Origin of the sequence: Arthrobacter liuii (assembly GCF_014639275.1) — a bacterium.
GTDB classification, from domain to species: Bacteria; Actinomycetota; Actinomycetes; order Actinomycetales; family Micrococcaceae; genus Arthrobacter; species Arthrobacter liuii.
This window is the reverse complement of sequence record NZ_BMFW01000001.1, coordinates 343,601-367,418: the sequence shown is the minus strand read 5'-3', so window position 1 is coordinate 367,418 and position 23,818 is coordinate 343,601. Positions and strand designations below refer to the sequence as shown.

24 protein-coding genes are annotated in these 23,818 nt (G+C 65.1%); 19 read left to right on the top strand and 5 right to left on the bottom strand.

The genetic code is table 11. The annotated features are described in order from the left end of the window. The first annotated feature begins 6 nt into the window (after window positions 1-6). The 7 genes from IEW19_RS01675 (at window position 7) to IEW19_RS01645 (ending at window position 6,056) form a co-directional block, all read left to right on the top strand. Window positions 7-855 carry an ABC transporter permease gene (locus IEW19_RS01675; RefSeq protein ID WP_188569939.1) on the top strand — a complete coding sequence of 283 codons (849 nt, stop codon included), beginning with the start codon at window positions 7-9 and terminating at the stop codon, window positions 853-855. Further along, entirely contained in the window at window positions 852-1,703 is an 852-nt protein-coding gene (locus IEW19_RS01670) for an ABC transporter permease (protein ID WP_188569938.1), read from the top strand. The genes IEW19_RS01675 and IEW19_RS01670 overlap by 4 nt, the downstream gene beginning before the upstream one ends. A gap of 142 nt (window positions 1,704-1,845) precedes the next feature. Then, window positions 1,846-2,409: a hypothetical protein gene (locus IEW19_RS01665; RefSeq protein ID WP_188569937.1), complete on the top strand. Its 564-nt coding sequence runs from the start codon at window positions 1,846-1,848 to the stop codon at window positions 2,407-2,409. Window positions 2,410-2,419: 10 nt separating this feature from the next. Beyond that, window positions 2,420-3,253, top strand: a complete 834-nt coding sequence (locus IEW19_RS01660; protein WP_188569936.1) for an exodeoxyribonuclease III — start codon at window positions 2,420-2,422, stop codon at window positions 3,251-3,253. A 20-nt stretch (window positions 3,254-3,273) separates the two neighbouring features. After that, window positions 3,274-4,317 carry a tryptophan--tRNA ligase gene (trpS, locus tag IEW19_RS01655; RefSeq protein ID WP_188569935.1) on the top strand — a complete coding sequence of 348 codons (1,044 nt, stop codon included), beginning with the start codon at window positions 3,274-3,276 and terminating at the stop codon, window positions 4,315-4,317. A gap of 4 nt (window positions 4,318-4,321) precedes the next feature. After that, on the top strand, window positions 4,322-5,026 hold the full coding sequence (locus IEW19_RS01650; protein ID WP_188569934.1) for a 2'-5' RNA ligase family protein: 705 nt from the start codon (window positions 4,322-4,324) through the stop codon (window positions 5,024-5,026). Between the two features lie 58 nt (window positions 5,027-5,084). Next, the gene (locus tag IEW19_RS01645; protein WP_188569933.1) at window positions 5,085-6,056 is read left to right on the top strand and encodes a YihY/virulence factor BrkB family protein; all 972 of its coding nucleotides are present in this window, start codon (window positions 5,085-5,087) and stop codon (window positions 6,054-6,056) included. 84 nt (window positions 6,057-6,140) lie between these two features. Here IEW19_RS01645 and IEW19_RS01640 read toward each other — a convergent pair whose 3' ends face one another. From IEW19_RS01640 to sdhC, 5 genes are all read right to left on the bottom strand, one after another. After that, window positions 6,141-6,914, bottom strand: a complete 774-nt coding sequence (locus tag IEW19_RS01640; RefSeq protein WP_188569932.1) for an alpha/beta hydrolase family protein — start codon at window positions 6,912-6,914, stop codon at window positions 6,141-6,143. Between the two features lie 105 nt (window positions 6,915-7,019). Further along, on the bottom strand, window positions 7,020-7,802 hold the full coding sequence (locus IEW19_RS01635; RefSeq protein WP_188569931.1) for a succinate dehydrogenase iron-sulfur subunit: 783 nt from the start codon (window positions 7,800-7,802) through the stop codon (window positions 7,020-7,022). 1 nt (window position 7,803) lies between these two features. Next, complete coding sequence (gene sdhA, locus IEW19_RS01630) at window positions 7,804-9,603, bottom strand: succinate dehydrogenase flavoprotein subunit (RefSeq protein ID WP_188569930.1); 1,800 nt, start codon at window positions 9,601-9,603, stop codon at window positions 7,804-7,806. Between the two features lie 109 nt (window positions 9,604-9,712). Beyond that, window positions 9,713-10,174 (bottom strand): succinate dehydrogenase hydrophobic membrane anchor subunit, encoded by a 462-nt coding sequence (locus tag IEW19_RS01625; RefSeq protein ID WP_142030605.1) that lies wholly within the window; start codon window positions 10,172-10,174, stop codon window positions 9,713-9,715. 3 nt (window positions 10,175-10,177) lie between these two features. Further along, complete coding sequence (gene sdhC / locus IEW19_RS01620; RefSeq protein WP_188569929.1) at window positions 10,178-10,558, bottom strand: succinate dehydrogenase, cytochrome b556 subunit; 381 nt, start codon at window positions 10,556-10,558, stop codon at window positions 10,178-10,180. A 276-nt stretch (window positions 10,559-10,834) separates the two neighbouring features. Here sdhC and IEW19_RS01615 point away from each other — a divergent pair, with 276 nt between their 5' ends. The 12 genes from IEW19_RS01615 (at window position 10,835) to IEW19_RS01560 (ending at window position 23,766) form a co-directional block, all read left to right on the top strand. After that, on the top strand, window positions 10,835-11,968 hold the full coding sequence (locus IEW19_RS01615; protein ID WP_188569928.1) for a mannose-1-phosphate guanylyltransferase: 1,134 nt from the start codon (window positions 10,835-10,837) through the stop codon (window positions 11,966-11,968). Between the two features lie 99 nt (window positions 11,969-12,067). Then, window positions 12,068-13,285: an amidohydrolase gene (locus tag IEW19_RS01610; RefSeq protein WP_188569927.1), complete on the top strand. Its 1,218-nt coding sequence runs from the start codon at window positions 12,068-12,070 to the stop codon at window positions 13,283-13,285. A gap of 132 nt (window positions 13,286-13,417) precedes the next feature. Continuing rightward, complete coding sequence (locus tag IEW19_RS01605) at window positions 13,418-13,852, top strand: MarR family winged helix-turn-helix transcriptional regulator (protein ID WP_188569926.1); 435 nt, start codon at window positions 13,418-13,420, stop codon at window positions 13,850-13,852. Window positions 13,853-13,910: 58 nt separating this feature from the next. After that, window positions 13,911-14,342: an organic hydroperoxide resistance protein gene (locus IEW19_RS01600; RefSeq protein WP_188569925.1), complete on the top strand. Its 432-nt coding sequence runs from the start codon at window positions 13,911-13,913 to the stop codon at window positions 14,340-14,342. After that, entirely contained in the window at window positions 14,339-15,355 is a 1,017-nt protein-coding gene (locus IEW19_RS01595; protein ID WP_188569924.1) for an NADP-dependent oxidoreductase, read from the top strand. The genes IEW19_RS01600 and IEW19_RS01595 overlap by 4 nt, the downstream gene beginning before the upstream one ends. A 256-nt stretch (window positions 15,356-15,611) precedes the next feature. Beyond that, window positions 15,612-16,724, top strand: a complete 1,113-nt coding sequence (locus tag IEW19_RS01590) for a BMP family lipoprotein (protein ID WP_229748247.1) — start codon at window positions 15,612-15,614, stop codon at window positions 16,722-16,724. 183 nt (window positions 16,725-16,907) lie between these two features. Beyond that, the gene (locus IEW19_RS01585; protein WP_188569923.1) at window positions 16,908-18,503 is read left to right on the top strand and encodes an ABC transporter ATP-binding protein; all 1,596 of its coding nucleotides are present in this window, start codon (window positions 16,908-16,910) and stop codon (window positions 18,501-18,503) included. Then, window positions 18,496-19,887, top strand: coding sequence for an ABC transporter permease (locus tag IEW19_RS01580; RefSeq protein WP_188569922.1), 1,392 nt, complete (start codon window positions 18,496-18,498; stop codon window positions 19,885-19,887). Before IEW19_RS01585 ends, IEW19_RS01580 begins: the two co-directional genes overlap by 8 nt. After that, window positions 19,884-21,404, top strand: a complete 1,521-nt coding sequence (locus IEW19_RS01575) for an ABC transporter permease (RefSeq protein WP_188569921.1) — start codon at window positions 19,884-19,886, stop codon at window positions 21,402-21,404. The genes IEW19_RS01580 and IEW19_RS01575 overlap by 4 nt, the downstream gene beginning before the upstream one ends. 5 nt (window positions 21,405-21,409) lie before the next feature. Continuing rightward, entirely contained in the window at window positions 21,410-21,817 is a 408-nt protein-coding gene (locus IEW19_RS01570) for a cytidine deaminase (protein ID WP_188569920.1), read from the top strand. After that, complete coding sequence (locus IEW19_RS01565; RefSeq protein WP_188569919.1) at window positions 21,814-23,130, top strand: thymidine phosphorylase; 1,317 nt, start codon at window positions 21,814-21,816, stop codon at window positions 23,128-23,130. Before IEW19_RS01570 ends, IEW19_RS01565 begins: the two co-directional genes overlap by 4 nt. 6 nt (window positions 23,131-23,136) lie before the next feature. Further along, window positions 23,137-23,766: a DedA family protein gene (locus tag IEW19_RS01560; RefSeq protein ID WP_188569918.1), complete on the top strand. Its 630-nt coding sequence runs from the start codon at window positions 23,137-23,139 to the stop codon at window positions 23,764-23,766. Window positions 23,767-23,818 lie beyond the last annotated feature (52 nt).

The following is a 23,818-nucleotide window of genomic DNA, read 5'->3' as shown; positions in this document are numbered from 1 at the left end:
GGGGGCTTGACCGGACCCGGGGCTGCTCCGGGCCAGGATCTGCGGGTGCACGCGCCCGAGGTCTCGGCGGCCAAGGCGCGGCGCTGGGGTGCTTTTTACTACGCGGAGCAGGTGCTCCGCGTGATGAAGGGGTACTCCTGGTCCATCGTGATGTACAGCGTGGGCCAGCCGGTTGCGTACCTGTTCGCCATGGGGGTGGGCCTTGCCACCCTGGTGGACACCGGCAACGCGGCCTTTGGCGGCGTTTCCTACCTCGCCTTCATTGCCCCAGCGCTGCTGGTGTCCGCCGCAGTGATGACGGCAGCCAACGAGTTCACGTTTCCCATCATGGACGGATTCAAGTGGCGCCGGATCTACTACGGCCCGCACGCCTCGCCGCTCACCCCGCAGCAGATCGCTGCCGGGCAGATCATGGCCGTGACGCTGCGGCTGGTCCTTCAGTCGGCCATCTACTTCGCAGCCGTGGCACTGTTCGGCGCCTCGCCGTCGGGCTGGGGCTGGGCCGGCATCCTGGTGGCCACCCTGACAGGGCTGGCGTTCGGCCTGCCCCTGATGGCGTACTCGGCCTCCATCACGGAGGACAAGGGCCAGTTCGCGCTGGTCATGCGGTTCATCGTGATGCCGCTGTTCCTGTTCTCCGGGACGTTCTTCCCGCTGGACAACCTGCCACTGGCGGTCCGCTGGATTGGCTGGATTTCGCCCATCTGGCACGGCACGGAACTGGGACGGACGCTCAGCTTCGGGTACCGGGAGCCGCCGCTCCTGATGGTGCTCCACGCTGCGGTCCTGGTGGCGCTGGCAGTCCTGGGCTGGATCCTGACGCGGCGCCGCTTCGCCCGAAGGATGGGCCAATGAGCGCCGCCACTGGAGCCGGTGGCCGCGGAGCCTCCCCGAGTGCGACGGAGCAGGCGCGCCACCGCACGTTCGGGCCGCTGTATTCACGCAATGCCAGGGCCGTCATTGCACGGGGGCTGATGGCCACGCGGAGCACCAACTGGCTGGTGATGGTGTCCGGGTTCTTCGAGCCGGTCCTGTTCCTCATTTCCATGGGGGTGGGCCTGGGAGCGATCGTGGGCGACGTCAGGGGACCGGACGGAACCCATATCAGCTACGCGGCTTACATCGCCCCGGCGCTGCTTGCCGTTTCGGCCATGAACGGCGCTGTGTACGACTCCACCTGGAACGTGTTCTTCAAGATGAACTTTGCCAAGCTCTACCAGGGCATGCTTTATACATCGCTGGGTCCGCTGGACGTGGCGCTGGGGGAGATCTTCCTGGCACTGCTTCGGGGAATGCTCTACGCCACCGGTTTCACCGCGGTCATGGCAATCATGGGGCTGATCACCACCCCCTGGGCGCTGCTGATGATCCCGGCCTCGGTGCTCATCGCCTTCGGGTTCGCCAGCATGGGCATGGGCATCACCAGTTTCCTCAAGACCTTCCAGCAGATGGACTGGATCAATTTCATCCTGCTGCCCATGTTCCTGTTCAGCGCAACCTTCTACCCGCTCAGCGTCTACCCGGAGCCCATCCAATGGTTCATCCAGGCCATGCCGCTGTGGCACGGGGTGGAACTGCTGCGCGAGATCAGCGTGGGCAGCTTCACGGCGGCCACGCCGCTGCACATCGGCTACTACCTGGTGATGACCGCCGTCGGCATGCTGTTGACCACCCTGCGGCTCCGGAGCCTGTTCCTGAAGTAGCCCCACCCAACTAGGTAGCGCCAACTGCCGTTATGGGCCCGCAAAACGACAGTTGGCGCTACCTAGTTGGGCTGGGGAGCGGGTGTGTTCGCCCGGGGTGGAAGGCACCGGAGCACAGTCCGCCCTTTGAGACAATAGCTGCATGCGAACTTTGGGCAGCTCCTCGTCATCCTCCAAATCCGCCAGGGGCGGATTCTCCATGATCCGCATCAGCGGGCCGGGCCTGATGGTCCTCGTCACCGCTTTCGTTGTAGCAGTGATCTTCGCTGCCAACCAGAACGACGTCGTGGGCTGGGTGGTTGCCATCATCGCCTTCTTCTGGCTGGCGCTTGCCTCATTCGTGGTGTTCAGCATCCAGAGGGCGGCCAAAAAGGCCGGGGCAAAGCTGACGGAAGCCCAAAACGCCTTCAACACGGCAGCGGGCCTTGCGCCGTCGCCCGCAGCTGCCGATCACGGCGGCACCCGGGTCATCTACGAACGCAGCGAGGTTGACGAAGTCCGCGACCTCAAGCTGGACCACTCCTTCAAGATCGTGCAGGTGCAGGTGCGGGTGGTGGAGGACGAGCGCGGCAAGGGTGCCGACGCCGACCACGACACCATCAACAGGGCCCTGGAAACGATCGCCATCACAGCGGCCAATGCCCGGGACATGATCAAGTCCTCCGGCGGCAGTGGAGAGCCGGTGACCGGGACCATCATCGACTAGAGTGGAGCGGGTGAGCTCGGCATTGAAGAAGGACCACCTTCGCATCGCATCCGTTAACGTAAACGGCCTCCGGGCTGCCTACAAAAACGGAATGGCGGCCTGGCTGGAGCCGCGCGAAGTGGACATCCTCTGCCTGCAGGAAGTCCGCGCTCCTGACGCCACCGTCCGGCAGCTGCTGGGTGAGGACTGGCACATCCTGCATGCCGAGGCGGAAGCAAAAGGCCGTGCCGGCGTCGCCATTGCCTCCCGCCAGGAACCGCTGGCAACCAGGAACTGCATCGGTGATGAGTACTTCACCACCGCAGGACGATGGGTGGAAGCTGACTTCCGCGTCCCAGACGCTGCAGGGAATCCCGTCCAGCTCACCGTTGCCAGCGCTTATGTGCACTCCGGTGAGGTAGGGACCCCAAAACAGGATGACAAGTTCCGCTTTTTGGACGTCATGAGCACCCGCCTTCCGGAGCTGACAAAGCACAGCGACCATGCCCTGGTGGTGGGTGACCTCAACGTGGCCCACACTCCCCGGGACATCAGGAACTCGAAGGGCAACATCAAGAAGGCCGGCCATTTGCCGGAGGAACGTGCGTACTTCGACCGGTTCTTCGGCGAGGAGATCGGCTGGCACGACGTCCACCGTAACCTGGCCGGCGACATGGACGGTCCGTACACGTGGTGGTCCTGGCGCGGCAAGGCATTCGACAACGACACTGGCTGGCGCATCGACTACCACCTGGCCACCCCCGATCTGGCGGCGTCCGCCATTTCGGCAGTGGTGGACCGTGCCCCCACATGGGACACCCGTTTCTCAGACCATGCACCGCTCGTAGTGGACTACCAGCTCTAAGCCCCGAAGGTTTCTTTTCAATGACAAGCCAGACTTCCCCGGCCAGCAAAAAGCGCATCCTTTCCGGTGCCAAGCCCACCGCTGATTCCCTGCACCTGGGCAACTACATCGGAGCCGTGCGTAACTGGGTGGACATGCAGGCCGAATACGACGCCGTCTTCTTCATCCCGGACCTGCACGCCATCACCGTCGACTTTGACCCTGCTGAGCTGGCAAAGCGCACCCGCATCGTGGCGGCCCAGTACATTGCAGCCGGCATCGACCCGGACAAAAGTATCTTCTTCGTCCAGTCGCATGTACCGGAGCATGCACAGCTTGCCTGGGCGCTGAACTGCATCACCGGCTTCGGCGAGGCTTCCCGGATGACGCAGTTCAAGGACAAAACCCAGAAATCCGGCGCAGACTCCGCCACCCTGGGCCTTTTTGCCTACCCCACCCTGATGGCCGCGGACATCCTCCTGTACCAAAGCGACCTGGTGCCCGTGGGCGAGGACCAGCGCCAGCATCTTGAACTGACCCGCAACCTGGCACAGCGTTTTAACACCCGGTTCGGACACACGTTCACCGTCCCCGAGGCCACGATCCTCAAGGAAAGCGCCAAGATCTACGACCTCCAGAACCCCAGCGCCAAGATGTCCAAGACGGGGGAGTCGCCCAACGGTGCCATCCAGTTGCTGGAGGACCCCAAGATCGCGGCCAAGCGCATCAAGTCCGCCGTGACCGACGCCGGCACGGACATCCGCTTCGACGCCGAGGAAAAGCCCGGCGTGTCCAACCTGCTGACCATCTACTCTTCGCTCACCGGCAAGTCTGTGGCCGAACTCGAAGCCGAGTACCAGGGAAAGATGTACGGCCACCTCAAGGTGGACCTCGCAGAGGTGGTGGTGGACTTCATCACCCCGCTCCGTAACCGGACCAACGAGCTGATGGCCGATCCAGCCGAGCTTGACCGGCTGCTGGCGCTGGGCGCGGAACGGGCCCGGGAGATCGCCTCGGTCACGCTCGGACAGGTGTACCAGCGCATGGGCTTCCTGCCGTCGCTCAGCCTCGCAGGAGTCCGCTAGCGCCATGTCCTCGAGAAACGTCACCGCCAGGGGAGGTGCCTGCTCCGCCGACCAGGTGGAGCGGACCCTGGCAGACCGCTTCGGAGACCACTCCGGCCAGAATGCCGCTGCAGATCATGACGTGGCCCGCAGCGAAGAGATCAGCGTGGGCGTCATCCTGGGCTTTCCAGCCGAAATAGCAGAAGAACTCCAGCGCTGGCGGGCGTCGTTTGGCGACCCCCTGGCCAACGTGGTGCCGGCGCACATCACGCTTGTCACCACCACCCCCACCCAGGATTGGGAAGCCGCCCGACGCCACGTCCGCGAGGTAGCGCGGCGCCAGAGTCCCTTCAAGGTCACCATCGCCGGGACCGGGACCTTCCGGCCCGTTTCACCCGTGGTCTTCATCAACGTCGACGACGGATTCGACGAGTGCGTGGACCTGCACCGCAAGCTCCAGCAGGGACCCCTCCACCGCGAACTGCCCTTTGGCTACCATCCCCATGTCACCATCGCCCACGACGTCGCCCCGGAAAGCCTGGATGATGCCGAAACGGTCCTCAAGAACTACAGGGCCACCTTCCCCGTGGTTAGCATGGGACTCTATGAGCACGATGCGGACGGCATCTGGCAGCTACGGGAAGAGCTGGACTTTGGGACCGAAACTGACAACCACGCCGGCACCTGGTTCACGGACGTTGCCGCGGACGCCCCAACCGAAGCAGGATAGCCAGCAGCCGCTGCCTACCGAGCACGCCCGGCTGAAGCTGGAGGTCATCCAGAAACGGATGGAATGGAACCGGGCGCGGAAGTCCGCGGGGAAGTTCAGCGCCCTGATGGCCTTGGTGCAGTGGCTTACCGCCCGCCTGAACGTCCTGCGGCCCATGCGTGCATTCCGGCACTACGCGCTCCACTACGGGCCCCTGATGAGCGCCGGCATCGGGTTCAACATGTTCTTCTCCATCACCGGCCTGCTGGCCACCGGCTTTTCCATCGCCGGCTTGGTCCTCCGCGGCCAGCCGGCGCTTCTTGACACCATCGTCAGCAGCGTGGCCACGAGTGCTCCGGGTCTACTGAAGATCGACGGAGGCCCGGGGCTGGTGGACCCCAAGGACCTGCTGGATCCCAGCGGCCTTGGCTGGACCGCGGTAATCAGCGCCGTAGTCACGGTCATCACGTCCCTCGGCTGGATCAACGGACTCCGGGACGGGCTCCGTGGTGTGCTGCAGCTGCCTCCGCTCGTGGTCAACCCCATCCTGATGAAGCTGCGCGACGCGGGGATCCTCCTGCTGCTGGGCGTGGCCTTGGTGATCAGTGCCGGCGCTTCGCTGGTGTTCGGCACGGCGGCGGGGTGGGTATCCGACGCCCTGCATCTCAGCGATGCAGTGGCAGGCCCGCTGGCCACGTCGGTCAAAATCGTTGTTCCGCTGGTCCTGGGGTGGGTCACGGCATTGATCATGTACAGGCTCGCCGCAGGGCTGAAGCTGTCCCGCCGGGCGCTGCTGGAAGGCACCATCCTGGCGGCCGTGGGCACCACTGTCCTGCAGATCTTCAGCACTGAACTGCTCGCCGGCGCCGGCCGCAACCCCATCCTTGCGCCCTTCGCCATCATCATCGGCCTGCTCATCTGGTTCAACCTGGTCAGCCAGGTCTACCTTGTCTCGGCAGGGTGGGCCGCAGTTCGCGAGGCAGATTTGGGGTCAGGAGGGGCTCCGCGCCAGCCCATCCTCGGTGCACGTCGGGCAACGCCCCAGACCTGACGGCGGGATGCGTGCAGTCGCCGCCAGGGCGCAGGTGCCAGGCCTTCCCGGGCCGTCCCCGTTCCCCGTCAGGGGCCGCCAAAGTCAGGCAGTGGCTGCGTCGAGGTACTGGTCGGCCCACGCGGCGATGATCCGCGCCGCGCGGGCGGCCTGCCCCTTGCCTGTCAGCAGGTGGTCGCTCCCCTCCAGGGATACGAAGTTCCGCGGGTGCCGTGCCGTCTGGAAGATCGTGCTGGCATTTTCGATCCCCACGGTGTTGTCGGTGGGGGAGTGCAGCACCATCAACGGTTTATGCAGCTGCTTGATGCAGTCCGTCAGGTCGGCGTTTTCGAGGTCCTCCACGAAGTGCCGGCGGATCTCCACCCGCTTGCCGCCCAGGTCCACCTCAGCGCTGCCCTCACTCAGGATGCGGTCCAGTGCGGTATCGAAAACGTGGGCCACGTGCTTGGGGGAGAAGGGCGCACCCACGGTGGCAACCGCCTCGAGCTCCGGAATCTCCCGCGCGGCCGCGAGGACCGCCGCCCCGCCGAACGAATGACCCACCAGCAGGGAAATCGCCTTGCCTTCGCTGCGCATGAACTCCGCAGCCTTCACCGTGTCCGCCACCTTGTGGCTGAACGAGCCGGCAGACCATTCCCCGGCGGAGCCGCCCAGGCCAAGGTTGTCGAAGCGCAGCATGCCGATGCCGCTGTCTGCCAATGCCTTGCACATCCGGGATGCGGAGGGGCTGTCCTTGCCCAGTGTGAAACCATGCGAAAAGACACCCCAGCCCTTGACGGGGCCCTCCGGAACGTCAATGATGCCGGACAGCATCTCGCCGGTGGAACCGGCAAAGGACACTTTTTCGGTGCGGGACACAGGGGAACCTTTCTGCGGGCGTGCTTTTGTGCTGAGACGACGACGGCGCCGCCACCACATGGGGTGAGCGACGCCGTCGGCCGTTATATCTGTTGTTGAACGTGCCTAGACCTTGCGGGCCAGGATGGCCTGCTTGACCTCGGCGATGGCCTGCGTGACCTGGATGCCGCGGGGGCATGCCTCTGTGCAGTTGAAGGTGGTGCGGCAGCGCCACACGCCTTCCTTGTCGTTGAGGATTTCCAGGCGCATGTCGCCGGCATCATCACGGGAATCGAAGATGAAGCGGTGTGCGTTGACGATCGCGGCCGGGCCGAAGTACTGCCCGTCGGTCCAGAACACGGGACACGAGGACGTGCAGGCGGCGCACAGGATGCACTTGGTGGTGTCGTCGAACCGCTCACGGTCCTCTGCGGACTGCAGGCGTTCCCGGGTGGGCTCGTGGCCCTTGTTGATCAGGAAGGGCATGACCTCGCGGTACGACTGGAAGAAGGGCTCCATGTCCACGATCAGGTCCTTCTCCACCGGCAGGCCCTTGATGGGCTCCACCGTGATGGGCTTGGACGTGTCCAGGTCCTTCAGCAGCGTCTTGCAGGCAAGGCGGTTGCGGCCGTTGATGCGCATGGCATCGGAACCGCACACGCCGTGGGCGCAGGAACGGCGGAAGGACAGGGTCCCGTCCATCTCCCACTTCACCTTGTGCAGGGCATCCAGGACGCGGTCCGTGCCGTACATGGTCAGGTGGAAATCATCCCAGGTGGCTTCCCCGGAAACTTCCGGGTTATACCGGCGGACCCGCATGTGGACGTCGAACGTGGGGATTTCCCCGCCCCCGCCAACGCCGGCAGGAAGTTCAACCCTTGAGGCTGGCTCAGCGATTTCAGCGGTCATCTTAGTACTTCCTCACCATCGGCTCGTAGCGGGTAAAGACAACCGGCTTGGTGGCGAGGCGGATCCCGGCGATTGATTCCGCCGATCCGTCAGCCGGCGCATGGTCATCCTTGTACGCCATGGAGTGCTTCATGAATTTCTCGTCGTCACGCTCGGGGAAGTCCTCGCGGAAGTGTCCGCCGCGGGATTCCTCGCGGTGCAGGGCGGCCACGGTCATGACCTTGGCCAGTTCCAGCAGGAAGCCGAGCTCAACGGCCTCGAGCAGGTCCAGGTTGAAGCGCTTGCCCTTGTCCTGGACGTTGATGTGCTTGTACCGCTCCTCGAAGGACGCGATGTCGCGCAGCACCTGGTTCAGGGTGTCCGCCGTGCGGAACACCTGCATGTTGGCGTCCATGGTGTCCTGCAGTTCCTTGCGGATCTGGGCCACCTTCTCGTCACCGGTGCCGTTGCGGGCAATGTCCAACAGATCCGTGGTGTAGCCCAGCGGATTCTCCGGCAACTCCACGAACTGTGCGGTCTTTGCGTATTCCGCTGCGGCGATGCCGGCGCGCTTGCCGAACACATTGATGTCCAGCAGCGAGTTGGTGCCCAGCCGGTTCGAACCGTGGACGGACACGCAGGCCACTTCGCCGGCGGCGTACAGTCCGGGGATCACGGTGTCGTTGTCCTGGAGGACTTCGGTGGTGATGTTCGTGGGGATGCCGCCCATGGCGTAGTGGGCGGTGGGGAACACCGGCACGGGCTCGGTGTACGGTTCCACGCCCAGGTAGGTGCGGGCGAACTCGGTGATGTCCGGCAGCTTGGCATCGATGTGCGCCGGCTCCAGGTGGGTGAGGTCCAGGAGGACGTAGTCCTTGTTGGGGCCGCAGCCACGGCCTTCGCGCACCTCGTTGGCCATGGAGCGGGCCACGATGTCACGCGGCGCCAGGTCCTTGATGGTGGGGGCGTAGCGCTCCATGAAGCGCTCACCCTCGGAGTTGCGGAGGATTGCGCCTTCGCCGCGGGCGGCCTCGGACAGCAGGATGCCCAGGCCGGCAAGGCCTGTCGGGTGGAACTGGAAGAACTCCATGTCCTCCAGCGGGATGCCACGGCGGAAGGCGATGCCCATGCCGTCACCGGTCAGGGTGTGGGCGTTCGAGGTGGTCTTGAAGACCTTGCCGGCGCCGCCGGAGGCGAACACCACGGACTTGGCCTGGAACACGTGCAGCTCACCGGAAGCGAGGTCGTAGGAGACGACGCCGGCCACGCGCTTCTGCTTGTAGGGCGTGCCGTCCGCGCGGACAGCGTCCTCTTCAACCGTCAGCAGGTCCAGGACGTAGTACTCGTTGTAGAACTCAACGTTGTGCTTGACGCAGTTTTGGTACAGCGTCTGCAGGATCATGTGGCCGGTGCGGTCCGCGGCGTAGCATGCACGGCGGACCGGAGCCTTGCCGTGGTCACGGGTGTGGCCACCAAAGCGGCGCTGGTCGATGCGGCCTTCCGGCGTGCGGTTGAACGGCAGGCCCATCTTTTCCAGGTCCAGCACGGCGTCGATGGCTTCCTTGGCCATGACCTCGGCCGCGTCCTGGTCAACCAGGTAGTCGCCGCCCTTGACGGTGTCGAACGTGTGCCATTCCCAGTTGTCTTCCTCGACGTTGGCCAGGGCTGCGCACATGCCACCCTGTGCCGCACCCGTGTGGGAGCGGGTGGGGTAGAGCTTGGTCAGTACTGCTGTGCGCGCGCGCTGACCGGACTCGATCGCGGCGCGCATGCCAGCGCCACCGGCACCGACGATGACGACGTCGTACTTATGGACCTGCATACCAGACGCTCTTTCTCTCAAAATTCGCTATGAAACAACGGGGCGGCTTTGCCTGCTCCGCAAAACAGGGCCCGCGGGTAAAGCCCGCGGGCCCGGGGTTGGGCCAGTGCTAGGCAGGGCAGAAGCCGCCCGGAAGGGCAACGCCGTTCACCACGGGGCACGGGTTGAAGGTGAAGATGACCAGGGTGCCCAGGAGGATGATGACCACTGCTGCCGCGTAGAGCACGGTCTTCAGCCAGCGGCGCGTCGAGGTCTTCTCGGCGTAGTCGTTAATAATGGTCCGAACGCCGTTGGTGCCGTGCAGCATTGCCAGCCACAGCATGGCCAGGTCCCAGAACTGCCAGAACGGGTCCGCCCACTTGCCGGCGACGAAGCCGAAGTCGATGGCGTGGATGCCTTCACCGACCATGAGGTTCACGAACAGGTGGCCGAAGATGAGCACCACCAGTACTACGCCGGAGAGGCGCATGAACAGCCAGGCGATCATCTCGAAGTTGCCCCGGGAGCCGCCGCTGCGGCGGTACTGGGGAGCGATCCGCCCGCTGCGGGGGCTCTCGATCGTTGCAGTCATGGCTTAGTGACCTCCGAGGGAGAGGGAGAGGTGGCGGATGGAGAAAGCGAGCATGGTCACGACCCAGAGGGCCAGGACTGCCCACAGCATCTGCCGCTGGTACTTGGCGCCCTTCTTCCAGAAGTCGACCGCAATGATCCGCAGGCCGTTGAAGGCGTGGAACACGATTGCGGCAACAAGGCCGGTTTCGCCCAGCGCCATCAGGGGGTTCTTGTAGGCGCCGATCACGGCGGTGTAGGCCTCCGGTGACACACGCACCAAGGAGGTGTCCAGGACGTGGACCAACAAGAAGAAAAAGATCACTACACCGGTAATGCGGTGTCCTACCCAGGACCACATGCCTTCACGGCCGCGGTACAAGGTGCCAGCTGGTTTTGTCGGCACTGATAAACCTCCCTGCGACACAGCGGCGCTGGCATGAGATCCATGCGGGGGGAACGCCTGCTGCGAGAGCACTCGTAGCTCAGGCCTAAATCTAGGCTCCGCTAACAGCTTATTCAATTTAGGAGTTTATTGGTGTCCAGCGCTGGTGCGGATTTTCCGGGGAAATGAGACAAACGCCACACTGCCGTCGGCTTTTGAGTGCGGCCGTGTCCCAAAACGCAGGACCCATGCGTTGACACATGAACCCGTTGCGGGCCGTCCGCTAAAGTAGCCGTGATGAGTACAGACAAAGTGACAAGCCCGGCTTCACCCCTTGACCGCTTCATTGCGGTGATTCCGGCAGGCGGAGTGGGGACCCGCCTCTGGCCCCTGTCACGAGCAGCAGCTCCCAAGTTCCTTCACGATCTCACGGGATCGGGCAGCACCTTGCTGCGCGCCACCTACGACCGGCTGCACCCGCTGGCGGGCAACCGGATGCTGGTGGTGACCGGCCATGCCCACCGCGACGCCGTATGCCGCCAGCTTCCCGAAGTCCAGGACGCCGATCTGGTCCTTGAGTCGGAGCCCAAGGACTCCGGTGCGGCCATCGGCCTCGCGGCGGCCATCCTGCACGAGCGCGATCCCGACACCATCATGGGTTCCTTCGCCGCCGACCACGTCATCAGCCCGGACAACCTCTTCCAGCAGGCCGTCCGCGAAGCGATCCATACGGCCGCAACCGGCAAGATCGTGACCATCGGCATCAAGCCCACCCACCCCTCCACCGGGTTCGGGTACATCCGCTCCGGCAAGGCGCTGCACATCGAAGGGGCGCCCAGCGCGCACGACGTGGTGGAGTTCGTCGAAAAGCCTGACGAAGCGGTGGCACAGCAGTACGTGGACAGCGGTGACTATGTATGGAACGCCGGCATGTTCGTGGCGCCCGTGTCACTGATGCTCAAGCACCTTGAGGCCAACCAGCCTGAGCTGTTCCAGGGCCTGCAGGAAATCGCCAGGGCGTGGGACACCCCGCAGCGTGACGAGGTCACCGCCCGCATCTGGCCTACCCTGCCGAAGATCGCCATCGACTACGCAGTGGCCGAGCCCGCCGCTGAAGCCGGGGACGTGGCCGTCGTGCCCGGCTCCTTCCGGTGGGACGACGTGGGCGACTTCGCCTCCGTTGGCCGGCTGAACAGCGCAAAGGAAGTTGACGATGTCACGGTCCTGGGCGAAGGCGCCCGCGTGTTCACCGAGAACTCAAGCGGGGTTGTGGTCACCGACACCAAGCGTGTCATCGCACTGATCGGTATCCAGGACGTAGTCGTCGTGGACACACCCGACGCCCTCCTGGTGACCACCATGGCCAACTCGCAGCGCGTGAAGGCCGCCGTGGACGCACTCAAGGCCAGCGGGGACACGGACGTCCTCTGATGCGGAAACCTGCCGGCACCGCGCGTGCCGGCAGGGCCGGGCTGTAATGAGGCGTCAGTGAATGGGTACTAAGGCCTCTACCGTCGCTAGAGTGAAGCAGTGCGCAATTACACTACAGAAGCCGAGCCCACCGCACGGGTGGCTCCGTGGCTCGAGCCGCTGCTGCCGGAACTGATCGAATTCCGCCGGGACCTGCATGCGCACCCGGAACTGTCCTTCAAGGAGTTCCGCACCACGGACAAGCTCGCCGAACGGCTCGAGGCAGCCGGCCTGAGCCCCCGCCGGCTGGAGGGTACCGGGCTGACGGTGGACGTAGGCGAAGGGCCCATCGCCACCGCGCTGCGCGGCGACATCGATGCGCTGCCCATCATCGAGGAAACCGGCCTGGCGTTCGCGTCGAAAAACCATGGTGTCACCCATGCCTGCGGCCATGACGTGCACACAGCCACCATGCTTGGCATTGCGCTGGTCCTGAACCGGATGCATCAGGAGGCACCCCTCGGCGCCACCGTAAGGATCATTTTCCAACCGGCCGAAGAGACCATGCCCGGCGGCGCGCATTCCTGCATCGAGCAGGGTGTCCTGGACGGTGTACCGCGAATCTTGGCGCTGCACTGCGATCCCAGGATTGAAGTGGGCAAGGTGGGCACAAGGATAGGTGCCATCACCTCGGCATCGGACACCATCCGGATCGAACTGTCCGGCCGCGGCGGCCACACCTCCCGCCCGCACCTCACTGAAGACCTGGTGTTCGCACTGGCGCAGATCGCGGTCAACGTGCCGGCCGTGCTGTCCCGCCGGGTGGATGTCCGCAGCGGTGTGTCCGTGGTGTGGGGCCAGATCACCGCCGGCTCGGCACCCAACGCCATCCCCGGCACCGGCTACATGGCCGGAACAATGCGGTGCCTGGACCGAGACGCCTGGCACGCCGCCGGTGAACTCCTCGACGAAGTGGTCCACCAGGTGGCCGCGCCGTATGGGGTGGATGTCCATTTGGAGCACACCAGGGGTGTGCCGCCGGTGGTGAACTCCGAACACGAGACAGCCATCATCGAGGCGGCCGCGCGCGCGGAAATCGGCGAGAGCGCAGTGGTGCTGACTCCGCAGTCCATGGGCGGCGAGGACTTCGCTTGGTTCCTTGCCGAACTTCCCGGAGCGATGATGCGCCTGGGCACCAAAACGCCCGGCGGGGAGGACTACGACCTGCACCGCGGCGATTACATCCTGGACGAGCGCTCCCTGGGCCTGGGCATCCGGGTCCTCACGGCAGCGGCGCTGCGGACCATCAGGGACCTCGAGCAAGCACAGGTTCCCTAAGCCCGCCCCACCCGGGCGGGGCTGCCAGGAAAAGGCGCCGGGCGCGGTCGCGGAATCACGACGGCGGTACAACAGGGGACACTCCGCCTGCGGTAAGTTGTGCACAACTTAATTGTGGGCTATGGTGTCACTATGACCGAAGCGCCCCGCCTGGACCGGCAAGTATGTTTTGCGCTCTACTCGGCGTCCCGTGCCGCCACCGCCGTGTACAGGCCCGTCCTCGACGAACTGGGGCTCACCTACCCGCAATACCTGGTGATGCTGGTGCTGTGGGAAAGCGAGCCTCGCGGTGTTAAGGAACTCGGCGGGGAGCTCGGCCTTGACTCGGGCACCCTGTCGCCCCTCCTCAAGCGCCTTGAAGCCCTTGGGCTCGTGGAACGCCGGCGGTCCGTCGAGGACGAACGCCGTGTCGCCATCCACCTGACGGCCGCCGGGCGAAGCCTCAGCGGGCCTGCCAGGGCCATTCCACAGCGGCTGGCCGATGCCGCAGGGCTCTCCCTGGACGAACTCGAACAACTGCGGACCACCCTGGGCAAGCTCACGGCCGCACTGCACGGGTCGCTCTGACAAAGCCGCTCCGAGCGGCGACTACTGCACCATCCCATCTACAGGACGGATATCTTTCGTGAAGACTCTCTACACCGCCGAGGCCCTGGCCTCCGGCGAGGGACGTGACGGCACTGCGCGCAGCAACGACGGCAAGCTGGCAGTGGACCTCGCCAGCCCCGTCGAACTGGGCGGCAGCGGCCAAGGCACCAACCCCGAACAGCTCTTCGCCGCCGGGTATGCCGCCTGCTTCCACTCCGCACTGCGGCTGGTGGGCCGCAAGGCAGGCGCCGACCTGACCGACTCGGCAGTGGCAGCGAAGGTCCACCTGGGGCAGCTGGACGGCGGAGCCGGCTTCGGGCTGGCTGCCGAGCTGGAAATCGCCCTGCCCGCACTGGACCTCGCCACCGCAGAGGACCTGGTGGCCAAGGCACACCAGGTCTGCCCCTATTCGAACGCCACCCGCGGCAACATCAATGTCGACCTCAAGATTCTGGAGTACGCAGCATGAGCACAGCACTTGCAACCACCACCCGTGAAATCCGGCTCGCGTCGCGCCCCGTGGGGCGTCCTTCCAGCGGCAACTTCCAACTTGCCGAGTCTGACCTGCCCGAGCTTGAAGACGGCCAGATCCTGGTGCGCAACCTCTTTATGTCCGTGGACCCCTACATGCGGGGCCGGATGAACGACGTCAAGTCCTACTCCGCCCCCTTCGCCGTGGGCAAGGCGCTCGACGGCGGGGCGGTGGGTGAGGTGATTGCGTCCCGTTCGTCCGCACACAAGGAGGGCGACGTCGTCGTGCATTCCCTTGGCTGGCGGGAGTACGCCGTGGTGGACGGCAACGCTGCCACCCCGGCCCGCACGGACCTGGCACCGGCTTCCGCTTTCCTCGGCGCCCTGGGCATGACGGGGCTGACGGCGTATGCCGGCCTGTTGAAGGTAGCTGAGTTCAAGCCGGGGGACGCCGTCTTCGTTTCGGGTGCGGCAGGTGCGGTGGGCTCCCTGGTGGGGCAGATTGCCAAAGCCATGGGCGCCTCGCGGGTGATCGGCTCGGCCGGCTCGCCCGCCAAGGTGGCCCGGCTCCTGGAGCTTGGTTTTGATGCGGCCTTCGACTATCACGATGGTCCCGTTCCCGAGCAGCTCGAGAAGGCTGCCGGGCCGGACGGCATCGACGTCTACTTCGACAACGTGGGCGGCGAACACCTGGAGGCAGCCCTGGCGGTCCTCAACGTGGGCGGACGGGTGGCCATGTGCGGCGCAATCGCCCAGTACAACTCCACCGAACCCACTCCCGCACCCCACAACCTGATGCAGGCGATCGGCAAGCAGTTGACCCTTCGCGGCTTCCTGGTGGGCGGCCAGCGGCAGCACGCGGCGGAGTTCGCCGAGAAGATGGCCGGCTGGCTGGCGGACGGAACCGTGCGCTACGACGAGACGATCGTGGACGGGCTGGAAAACGCGCCGCGGGCGTTCATGGACCTCCTGGACGGGGCCAACACTGGCAAGATGCTGGTCCGGCTGTAGCCGCCGCAGTCCATTCACAAGCAGTAGGGGCACCGTATTCTGCGGTGCCCCTACTGCTTGGTAACAACTTGTAAACAATCTCCCGGATGGGCTCCCGCCGTGCTATTGGGACGTGTCGCAGGCCACTAAAGTGAGTGCCATCAGTGCGCTCCGGCGCAGTGCTGCGTGCCTTCAGTGAAAACAGAATTTCAGCGCCGAAACGGACACTCATTGAATTCCAGCCCGTAGCGCCACTCGCATCATCCCTGGAGGAAAATTGAAGAAATCACTGCGTGCCAGCTTCAAGCGCGGTTCAATGGCCGGTGTGGCCACCCTCGGTGCGTCCGCTCTGCTGCTCACCGGCTGCGGGGCCGCCCCGTCCTCGCCCGGCGCCTCAGGTTCAGCCACCACATCGGATTACACTGCATGCATGGTGTCCGACTCCGGTGGATTCGACGACAAGTCGTTCAACCAGTCAGGCTACGAGGGCCTGCAGAGCGCCGTGAAAGACCTCGGTATCAAGGAGAAGCACGTCCAGTCCAAGGCTGACACGGACTATGACCCGAACCTCCGGTCCATGGTCCAGCAGGGCTGCAAGCTCACGGTCACTGTAGGCTTCCTGCTCGGCGACGCCACGAAGTCCATCGCGACGGCCAACCCGAACAGCCACTTCGCAATCATCGACTACAACGACCCCACATTCCCCAAGAACGTCAAGCCGATCGTCTATGACACGGCCCAGGCCGCGTTCCTGGCCGGCTACCTGGCGGCCGGCACCTCCAAGACCGGCAAGGTCGCCACCTTCGGCGGCATCAACATCCCCACCGTCACCATCTTCATGGACGGCTTTGCCGACGGCGTTAAGTACTACAACCAGAAGAAGGGCAAGAACGTCCAGCTCATCGGCTGGGACAAGGACAAGCAGGACGGCACCTTCGTCGGTGACTTCAAGCAGGTCGACAAGGGCAAGGTCCTGACCCAGGGTTTCCTTGACCAGGGCGCCGACGTCGTCCTGCCCGTGGCCGGACCCGTTGGAAGTGGCGCAGGCAGCGCGATTCTTGACGCTAAGTCCAAAGGCAAGGACGCAAAGCTCATCTGGGTCGACTCGGATGGCTACCTGACTGCCCCGGATTACAAGTCCGTAATCCTCTCCTCCGTCCAGAAGACCATGTCCACCGCGGTGGAGACGGTCATCAAAGACGACAAGGACGGCAAGTTCGACGCCACACCATACATCGGAACCCTCGCAAATGGTGGCGTGGCCCTGGCTCCGGTCCATGATCTCGATTCCGCTGTGCAGGCAGACGTGAAGAGCGACCTGGACCAGCTCAAGAAGGACATCATCTCCGGCGCAGTCAAGGTCGAATCGAAGTCCAGCCCGACCAAGTAGGCATTGACCCGCGGGGCCGCGCTGCCCTTCCGCCGTCACCTCGGCCGAAGGGCAGCGCGCTCTTTTTTGCGGGCTGCCTGCCCTGCCCAGGAACCACCGGCAACACTAGGCTGGGACTACCCGCTGCCTTGCCGCCGACAGGGTGCCGAAGCAGATCCATACACACACAGATTGGTTGGGGTTTTGAAACTCGAACTGAAAGGGATCACGAAGCGATTCGGGTCCCTGGTAGCCAATGACCACATCGATTTGGTCGTCGAACCGGGGCAGGTGCACTGCCTCCTGGGAGAGAACGGTGCCGGGAAATCCACCCTGATGAACGTACTCTACGGCCTGTACGACCCGACCGAAGGTGAAATCCTGGTCGATGGCAAGCCGGTTGTTTTCAAGGATCCCGGCGAGGCGATGGCTGCCGGCATTGGCATGGTCCACCAGCACTTCATGCTTATCCCGGTCTTCTCCGTGGCCGAGAACGTCGCGCTGGGCAACGAGACCACCAAGGCCGCCGGCCTGCTCAACCTGGGCGCCACGCGCGAGAAGATCCGCCGGATCTCGGACCAGTACGGGTTCGACGTCGACCCCGACGCCATGGTGGAGGACCTGCCCGTCGGCGTCCAACAGCGCGTCGAGATCATCAAGGCCCTCGTTCGTGATGCCGAGGTGCTCATCCTGGACGAACCCACCGCGGTGTTGACGCCGCAGGAGACGGATGAACTCCTCGAAATCATCCGGCAGTTGAAGCGGGACGGTAAGTCGATCGTCTTCATTTCCCACAAACTGCGTGAAGTCAAAGCCATTTCGGACACCATCACGGTCATCCGGCGCGGCAAGGTCGTCGGGCAGGCCGACCCCACGGCTTCTCCAACCGAGTTGGCCTCCGCCATGGTGGGGCGCACGGTGAGCCTGTCGCTGGACAAAGCGCCGGCCAGGGCCGGTGAGGTGACCTTCAAGGTCCGGAACCTGACCGTGACGGACCACAACGGCCAGCACGTCGTCGATGACCTGTCGTTCGACATTGCCAAGGGTGAAGTCCTCGCCATCGCCGGCGTGCAGGGCAACGGCCAGACGGAACTGACTGAGGCGATCCTGGGCGTGCAGCCGCACGTGGCAGGATCCATCACTCTCGACGGCAAGGAGTTGCTGGGCAAGAGCGTCAAGCACGTCCTGGGTGCCGGCGTGGGCTTCGTCCCCGAGGACCGCACCCTCGACGGGCTCGTGGGCACGTTCACCATTTCGGAGAACATGATCCTGGACCTCTACGACAAGGCGCCCTTCGCGCGCGGCGTCGGCATGAAGTCCGGCGTGATCGCAGAGAACGCCGCCAGGAAGGTCGAGGAATTCGACGTCCGCACCCCATCGGTGTCGGCCGCTGTGGGCACCCTTTCCGGCGGCAACCAGCAGAAGGTGGTCCTGGCCCGCGAGCTCTCGCGTCCGCTGCGCCTGTTCATCGCCTCACAACCCACCCGCGGGCTCGACGTCGGCTCGATCGAGTTCGTCCACAAACGCGTCATTGCCGAACGTGACCACGGAACCCCTGTCATGATCGTCTCCACTGAACTGGACGAAGTGATGCAGCTGGCCGACCGGATCGCGGTTCTCTACCGTGGACGGCTGGTTGGGATCGTACCCGCCACCACGTCCCGCGACATGCTGGGCCTGATGATGGCCGGGGTCCCGGCCGCCGAAGCTGAAGCCGGCGCGTCCGCCCACGCCGACAGCGGCACGACGGCGGCGGCGGTCGCGGAGACTGCCGGCCACGAAGGAGAAACCCATGTCTGAGAAGACAACCCCGGGGCCGCAGGCCCCGGGCAGCAACGACGCGGCAGAGCCGGCGGAAATGCAGGTGCCCGGCGGCGTCACATCCGAGGCCGTGGCCTCCGACGTCGTTCTGGACACCGCCGGTGGCCAGATGCCGCCGTCCGCCGTTCCGGCCGCGACCCAACGACGCAGCCGGGACCGGGACGGCGGCGGGTCCGTGCTTCACGAGATCTTCACCGGCAACGTTATGGTGTCCGTACTCTCGGTGCTGCTCGCCATCGTGCTCGGCGGCATCCTGATGGCGGTGACCAACCCCAAGGTCGCTACCGCTGCCGGCTACTTCTTCGCGCAGCCCGGGGACCTCCTGACCGAAGTCATCCGTCCGTACACCGCGCTGGTGCAGGGGTCCATCTTCAACTGGGCCGGCACCGACCTGGGCGCACAGCTGTACCCGATCACCGAGACTCTCACGGTCTCCACCCCGCTGATTTGCGCCGGGCTCGGCGTCGCCCTGGCGTTCCGCGCCGGCCTGTTCAACATCGGTGCGCAGGGGCAGATTATTTTCGGGGCGCTCTTCGGCGCCTACGCCGGCTTTGCCTGGCACCTTCCCCTTGGCCTGCACCTGCTGGTCGTCATCCTGGCCGGCCTGGTCGGCGGCGCGGTCTGGGGCGGCGTCGTCGGCCTGCTGAAGGCACGGACCGGGGCACACGAGGTGATTGTGACGATCATGCTCAACTACATCGCCAACTTCCTCCTGCTGTTCCTGCTCACCACTCCGGCCTTCCAGCGCAAAGGTTCCACCAACCCGATCTCCCCGTTCCTGGACTCCACCGCGCTGTTCCCCGAATTGCTTGGACCGCAGTTCCGCCTCCACGCCGGCTTCTTGGCCGCCATCCTGGCCACCGTCGTCGTCTGGTGGCTGCTTAACCGCTCCACGATCGGTTTCGAGTTCCGCGCCGTCGGCGCGAACCCCAACGCCGCCCGTACCGCCGGCATCAATGTCGCCCGCAGCACGATCCTGGTGATGGCGATCGCCGGCGCGCTGGCAGGCCTGGCCGGTGTGGCCCAGGTGTCCGGCACGGAAAAGTACCTTTCCGGCGGCGTCGCCGCCACCATCGGCTTTGATGCCATCACGGTCGCCCTGCTGGGGCGCTCGACGCCGTGGGGAACCTTTTTCGCGGGCCTGCTGTTCGGCGCCTTCCGAGCGGGCGGAGTGGCCATGCAGGCCCAGACGCAGACGCCGATCGACATCGTGCTCGTTATCCAGTCCCTGATCGTGCTGTTCATCGCGGCACCGCCGCTGGTCCGTGCGATATTCGGACTCAACCCCCGTAAGAAGAAAACCACCACAAGTGGGACCCCAGGTCCGCGTACAGGCGGCGTTAAGAGCGGAGCGGCAGTATGAGCGCCACGACACAATCTCCTGCTGGCAAGCAACCGGGGACAGGAAAAGGAACCGGCCACGCTTCCAGCGATGGACGTACCGTTACGCCGGCAAACGCAACGGAATTGGTGAGCTGGAAAACCGGTATAGGCCTCGGTTTGCTGGCCGTCCTCGGCACTGTCCTGTTCGGGTTCCTGGCCAACACAAAATCGGCCGGGTTCCGGATCGCCGAGGCACGCGACCCGAACGCCTCCTCCGCGGCGGCGTGGGTTACCCTTGCCGTGGCGCTGGCTGCCGTAACCTACCTCGGCTACCGCTGGATAAGCCAGCGGCGCAAGGGCCGGGCAGTGGACCGTTGGATTCCTGCCGCCACCATCGCCGCCGCCGTCGTTCTGGGCCTGGCCGCCTTGGGCGTCGCCGGTGTGGAGAAGATCACCGTGCCTTCGATGGCACTAGGCTGGATCGCGGCCATCGTGCTGCTCGCGGCGGCCGGGTACTCCTGCTTTCTGACCCTGCAGGGGAGGCGCACACCGGGATGGGTGGGCGGTCTCTTCGCGGTGGTCTTCCTGGTCGGGTTCATGATTTGGATCGTGGCCGGCGGCCGGGATCCCGAGCCGTCCATATCCCTCGGTGGCCTCATGGCCGGGGCTGTGACACTGGCCGTGCCCTTGGTGTTCGGCTCGCTGTCAGGTGTTCTGTGCGAACGGGCCGGCGTCGTCAACATCGCCATCGAGGGCCAGCTCCTGCTCGGCGCCTTCTCCGCCGCCGTCGTGGCCACTGTGAGCGGCAACGTCTATGTGGGGCTCATCTCCGCGGCTGTTGCCGGGGCCCTCGTATCCCTGGTCCTGGCCCTGGTGAGCATCAAATACCTCGTCAACCAGATCATCGTCGGAGTCGTGCTCAACGTGCTGATCAGCGGGCTCACCAGCTTCCTGTTCTCCACCCTGCTCACAGAGAACCCGGAGCAGCTGAACAAGCCCGGCCGGCTCCAGGCCATCGATATCCCGTTCCTCGCCGACATCCCGATCATCGGACCCATCCTGTTCCGCCAGTCCCTGGTCGGCTATCTCATGTACGTGGCCGTGATCGTGATCTATGTAGGGCTGTTCCACACCAAGTGGGGCCTGAGGGTGCGTGCTGTCGGCGAACACCCCCAGGCGGCTGACACAGTGGGCATCAACGTCAACCGGACCCGCTTCGTCAACGTCCTCATGGGCGGCGCCATCGCCGGAATCGGCGGCTCATTCTTCACCTTGGTGTCGGTGGACGCGTTCAGTAAGGACATGTCCGGCGGCCGCGGCTACATCGCCCTTGCGGCCATGATCTTCGGGCGCTGGAACCCGATCGGTGCCTTCCTGGCCTCGTTGCTGTTCGGTTTTGCCGATAACCTGCAAAGCACCATCACCATCATCGGCTCGCCCGTGCCCAGCCAGTTCATGGCGATGCTGCCCTACGCCCTGACCGTCATTGCTGTAGCCGGCCTGGTGGGACGGTCCAGGCCACCGGCGGCCGACGGCATCCCCTACGTCAAGGGCTGAGTGCCGTGGATCAAGCGCAAACTGTCGACTGGGCAGCCCTGGAGGCCGCCGCCGTCGCCGCCATGAAGAACGCCTACGCCCCCTACTCAAAGTTTCCGGTGGGGGCAGCGGCCCTCACCCGGGATGGCCGGATTGTCAGCGGCTGCAACGTGGAGAACGCCAGCTATGGGCTGACCCTTTGCGCCGAATGCGTCCTGGTGGGGAACCTGCAGATGACCGGCGGCGGGCTGTTGCGCGCCTTCTACTGCGTTGACGGGGCGGGCAACATCCTCATGCCCTGCGGCCGGTGCCGGCAGTTGCTGTACGAATTCCGGGCCCCGGACATGCAGGTTAGGACCACCCAAGGCATCAAGACCATGGACCAGGTGCTGCCCGACGCCTTCGGTCCCGAACACCTGAAGGAGACCCGATGACCGAGAGCAAAGCCGAAGCGTTCGACGCCGTTGACATCATCCGCACCAAGCGCGACAAGGGGACGCTAAGTCCCGAACAGATCGACTGGACCATCGATGCGTACACGCGGGGGGCCATCGCGGACGAGCAAATGGCAGCCCTGAACATGGCCATCCTGCTCAACGGCATGGACCGTGCCGAAATTGCCCGCTGGACGGCTGCCATGATCGCTTCCGGTGAGCGGATGGATTTTTCCAGCCTCCGGCGTCCTGATGGCGGCCTGAAATACACCACAGACAAGCATTCCACCGGCGGGGTGGGGGACAAGATCACCCTGCCGCTGGCCCCGCTGGTGGCGGTGTTCGGCGTAGCCGTCCCGCAACTGTCCGGCCGCGGGCTGGGACACACCGGCGGCACCCTGGACAAGCTGGAATCGATCCCGGGATGGCGGGCCAACCTGGCCAACAACGAGATCCTTGCCCAGCTCCAGGACGTGGGGGCGGTGATCTGTGCTGCCGGTGCGGGCCTGGCTCCCGCGGACAAGAAGCTCTATGCGCTGCGCGACGTCACCGGAACGGTGGAAGCGATACCGCTCATCGCTTCGTCCATCATGAGCAAGAAGATCGCCGAAGGCACCGGCTCGTTGGTCCTGGACGTCAAGGTGGGCAGCGGCGCCTTTATGAAGGACGAAGCCAAAGCCCGGGAACTTGCCGAAACCATGGTGGCACTCGGAAAGGACGCGGGGGTCAACACCGTTGCGCTACTGACCAACATGAACACCCCGTTGGGCCTCACGGCCGGCAATGCCATCGAGGTCGCGGAATCGGTGGAGGTGCTGGCGGGCGGCGGCCCGGACGACGTCGTGGAGCTGACCGTCCGGCTCGCCCAAGAGATGCTCGCCTGCGCAGGGGTGCACGACGCCGACCCCGCCGCTGCGCTCAAGGACGGCCGCGCCATGGACGTCTGGAACAGGATGATCGCCGCCCAGGGCGGCGACCCCAGGGCAGACCTGCCGGTGGCCAGGGAATCCGACGTCGTTTACGCCCCTGCCGATGGGGTGGTGGTGGAACTGGACGCGCTCGCTGTTGGTTTGGCGGCATGGCGGCTGGGCGCAGGCCGGGCCCGCAAGGAGGACGCAGTCCAGGCGGGGGCGGGAGTGCGCATGCATGCCAAGCCCGGCGCCACCGTCCGTGCAGGGGAGCCTTTGATGACATTGCTCACCGACACTCCGGAGCGGTTCGCCCGCGCCCGGGAAGCACTCGAACACGCCGTGGTCATCGCTCCGGAAGGTTCGCGGCCTGCCCAGCAGCTCATCATCGACCGCATAGCATAGGGACCAATGCAGGCCATCAATGACTTCATCCTTGCCGCAGCCGGCCAGCCGTGGGTGCTGGTCCTGGTGCTGGCCTGCTGCGTCATTGATGGCTTCTTCCCGCCGGTCCCGAGCGAATCGGTGGTAGTGGGCCTGGCAGCGGTTGCCGCCACCGCTGATGTTCCCAACCCGCTGCTCCTGGCGCTGATTGCCGCAGCCGGTGCCTTCTCCGGGGACAATATCGCCTACCTGCTGGGCCGCCGCGTCGGCACCCGGCGCTGGGCCTGGATGCGCGGGCCGCGCATGCAGGCCGCGTTCCGTTGGGCCGGCCGGGAACTGCGCAAGCGGCCGGCGTCGCTGATCCTGGTGGCCCGGTTCGTTCCAATTGGCCGGGTGGCGGTCAACCTGACGGCCGGGGTCACCCATTATCCGCACCTGCGGTTCGCGGGCCTGACCGTCCTTTCGGCCAGCCTTTGGGCGGCTTACTCGGTGGCGATCGGGCTTTTCTTTGGCCAGTGGTTCGAGGACAACCACGTCCTGGGCGCGGCGATTGCCATCGTTTGTGCCGTGGCGCTGGGCATCCTGGTGGACCTGGTGATCAACAAATTCCGGGGTAAACCCAACGTTGTGGAGCGGATCCGGGAACCGGGTGCCTGACCAGCGCGTTGAAGGGTTAAGTCCGGGGCATCGGGGCGTAGCGGACTGCGGC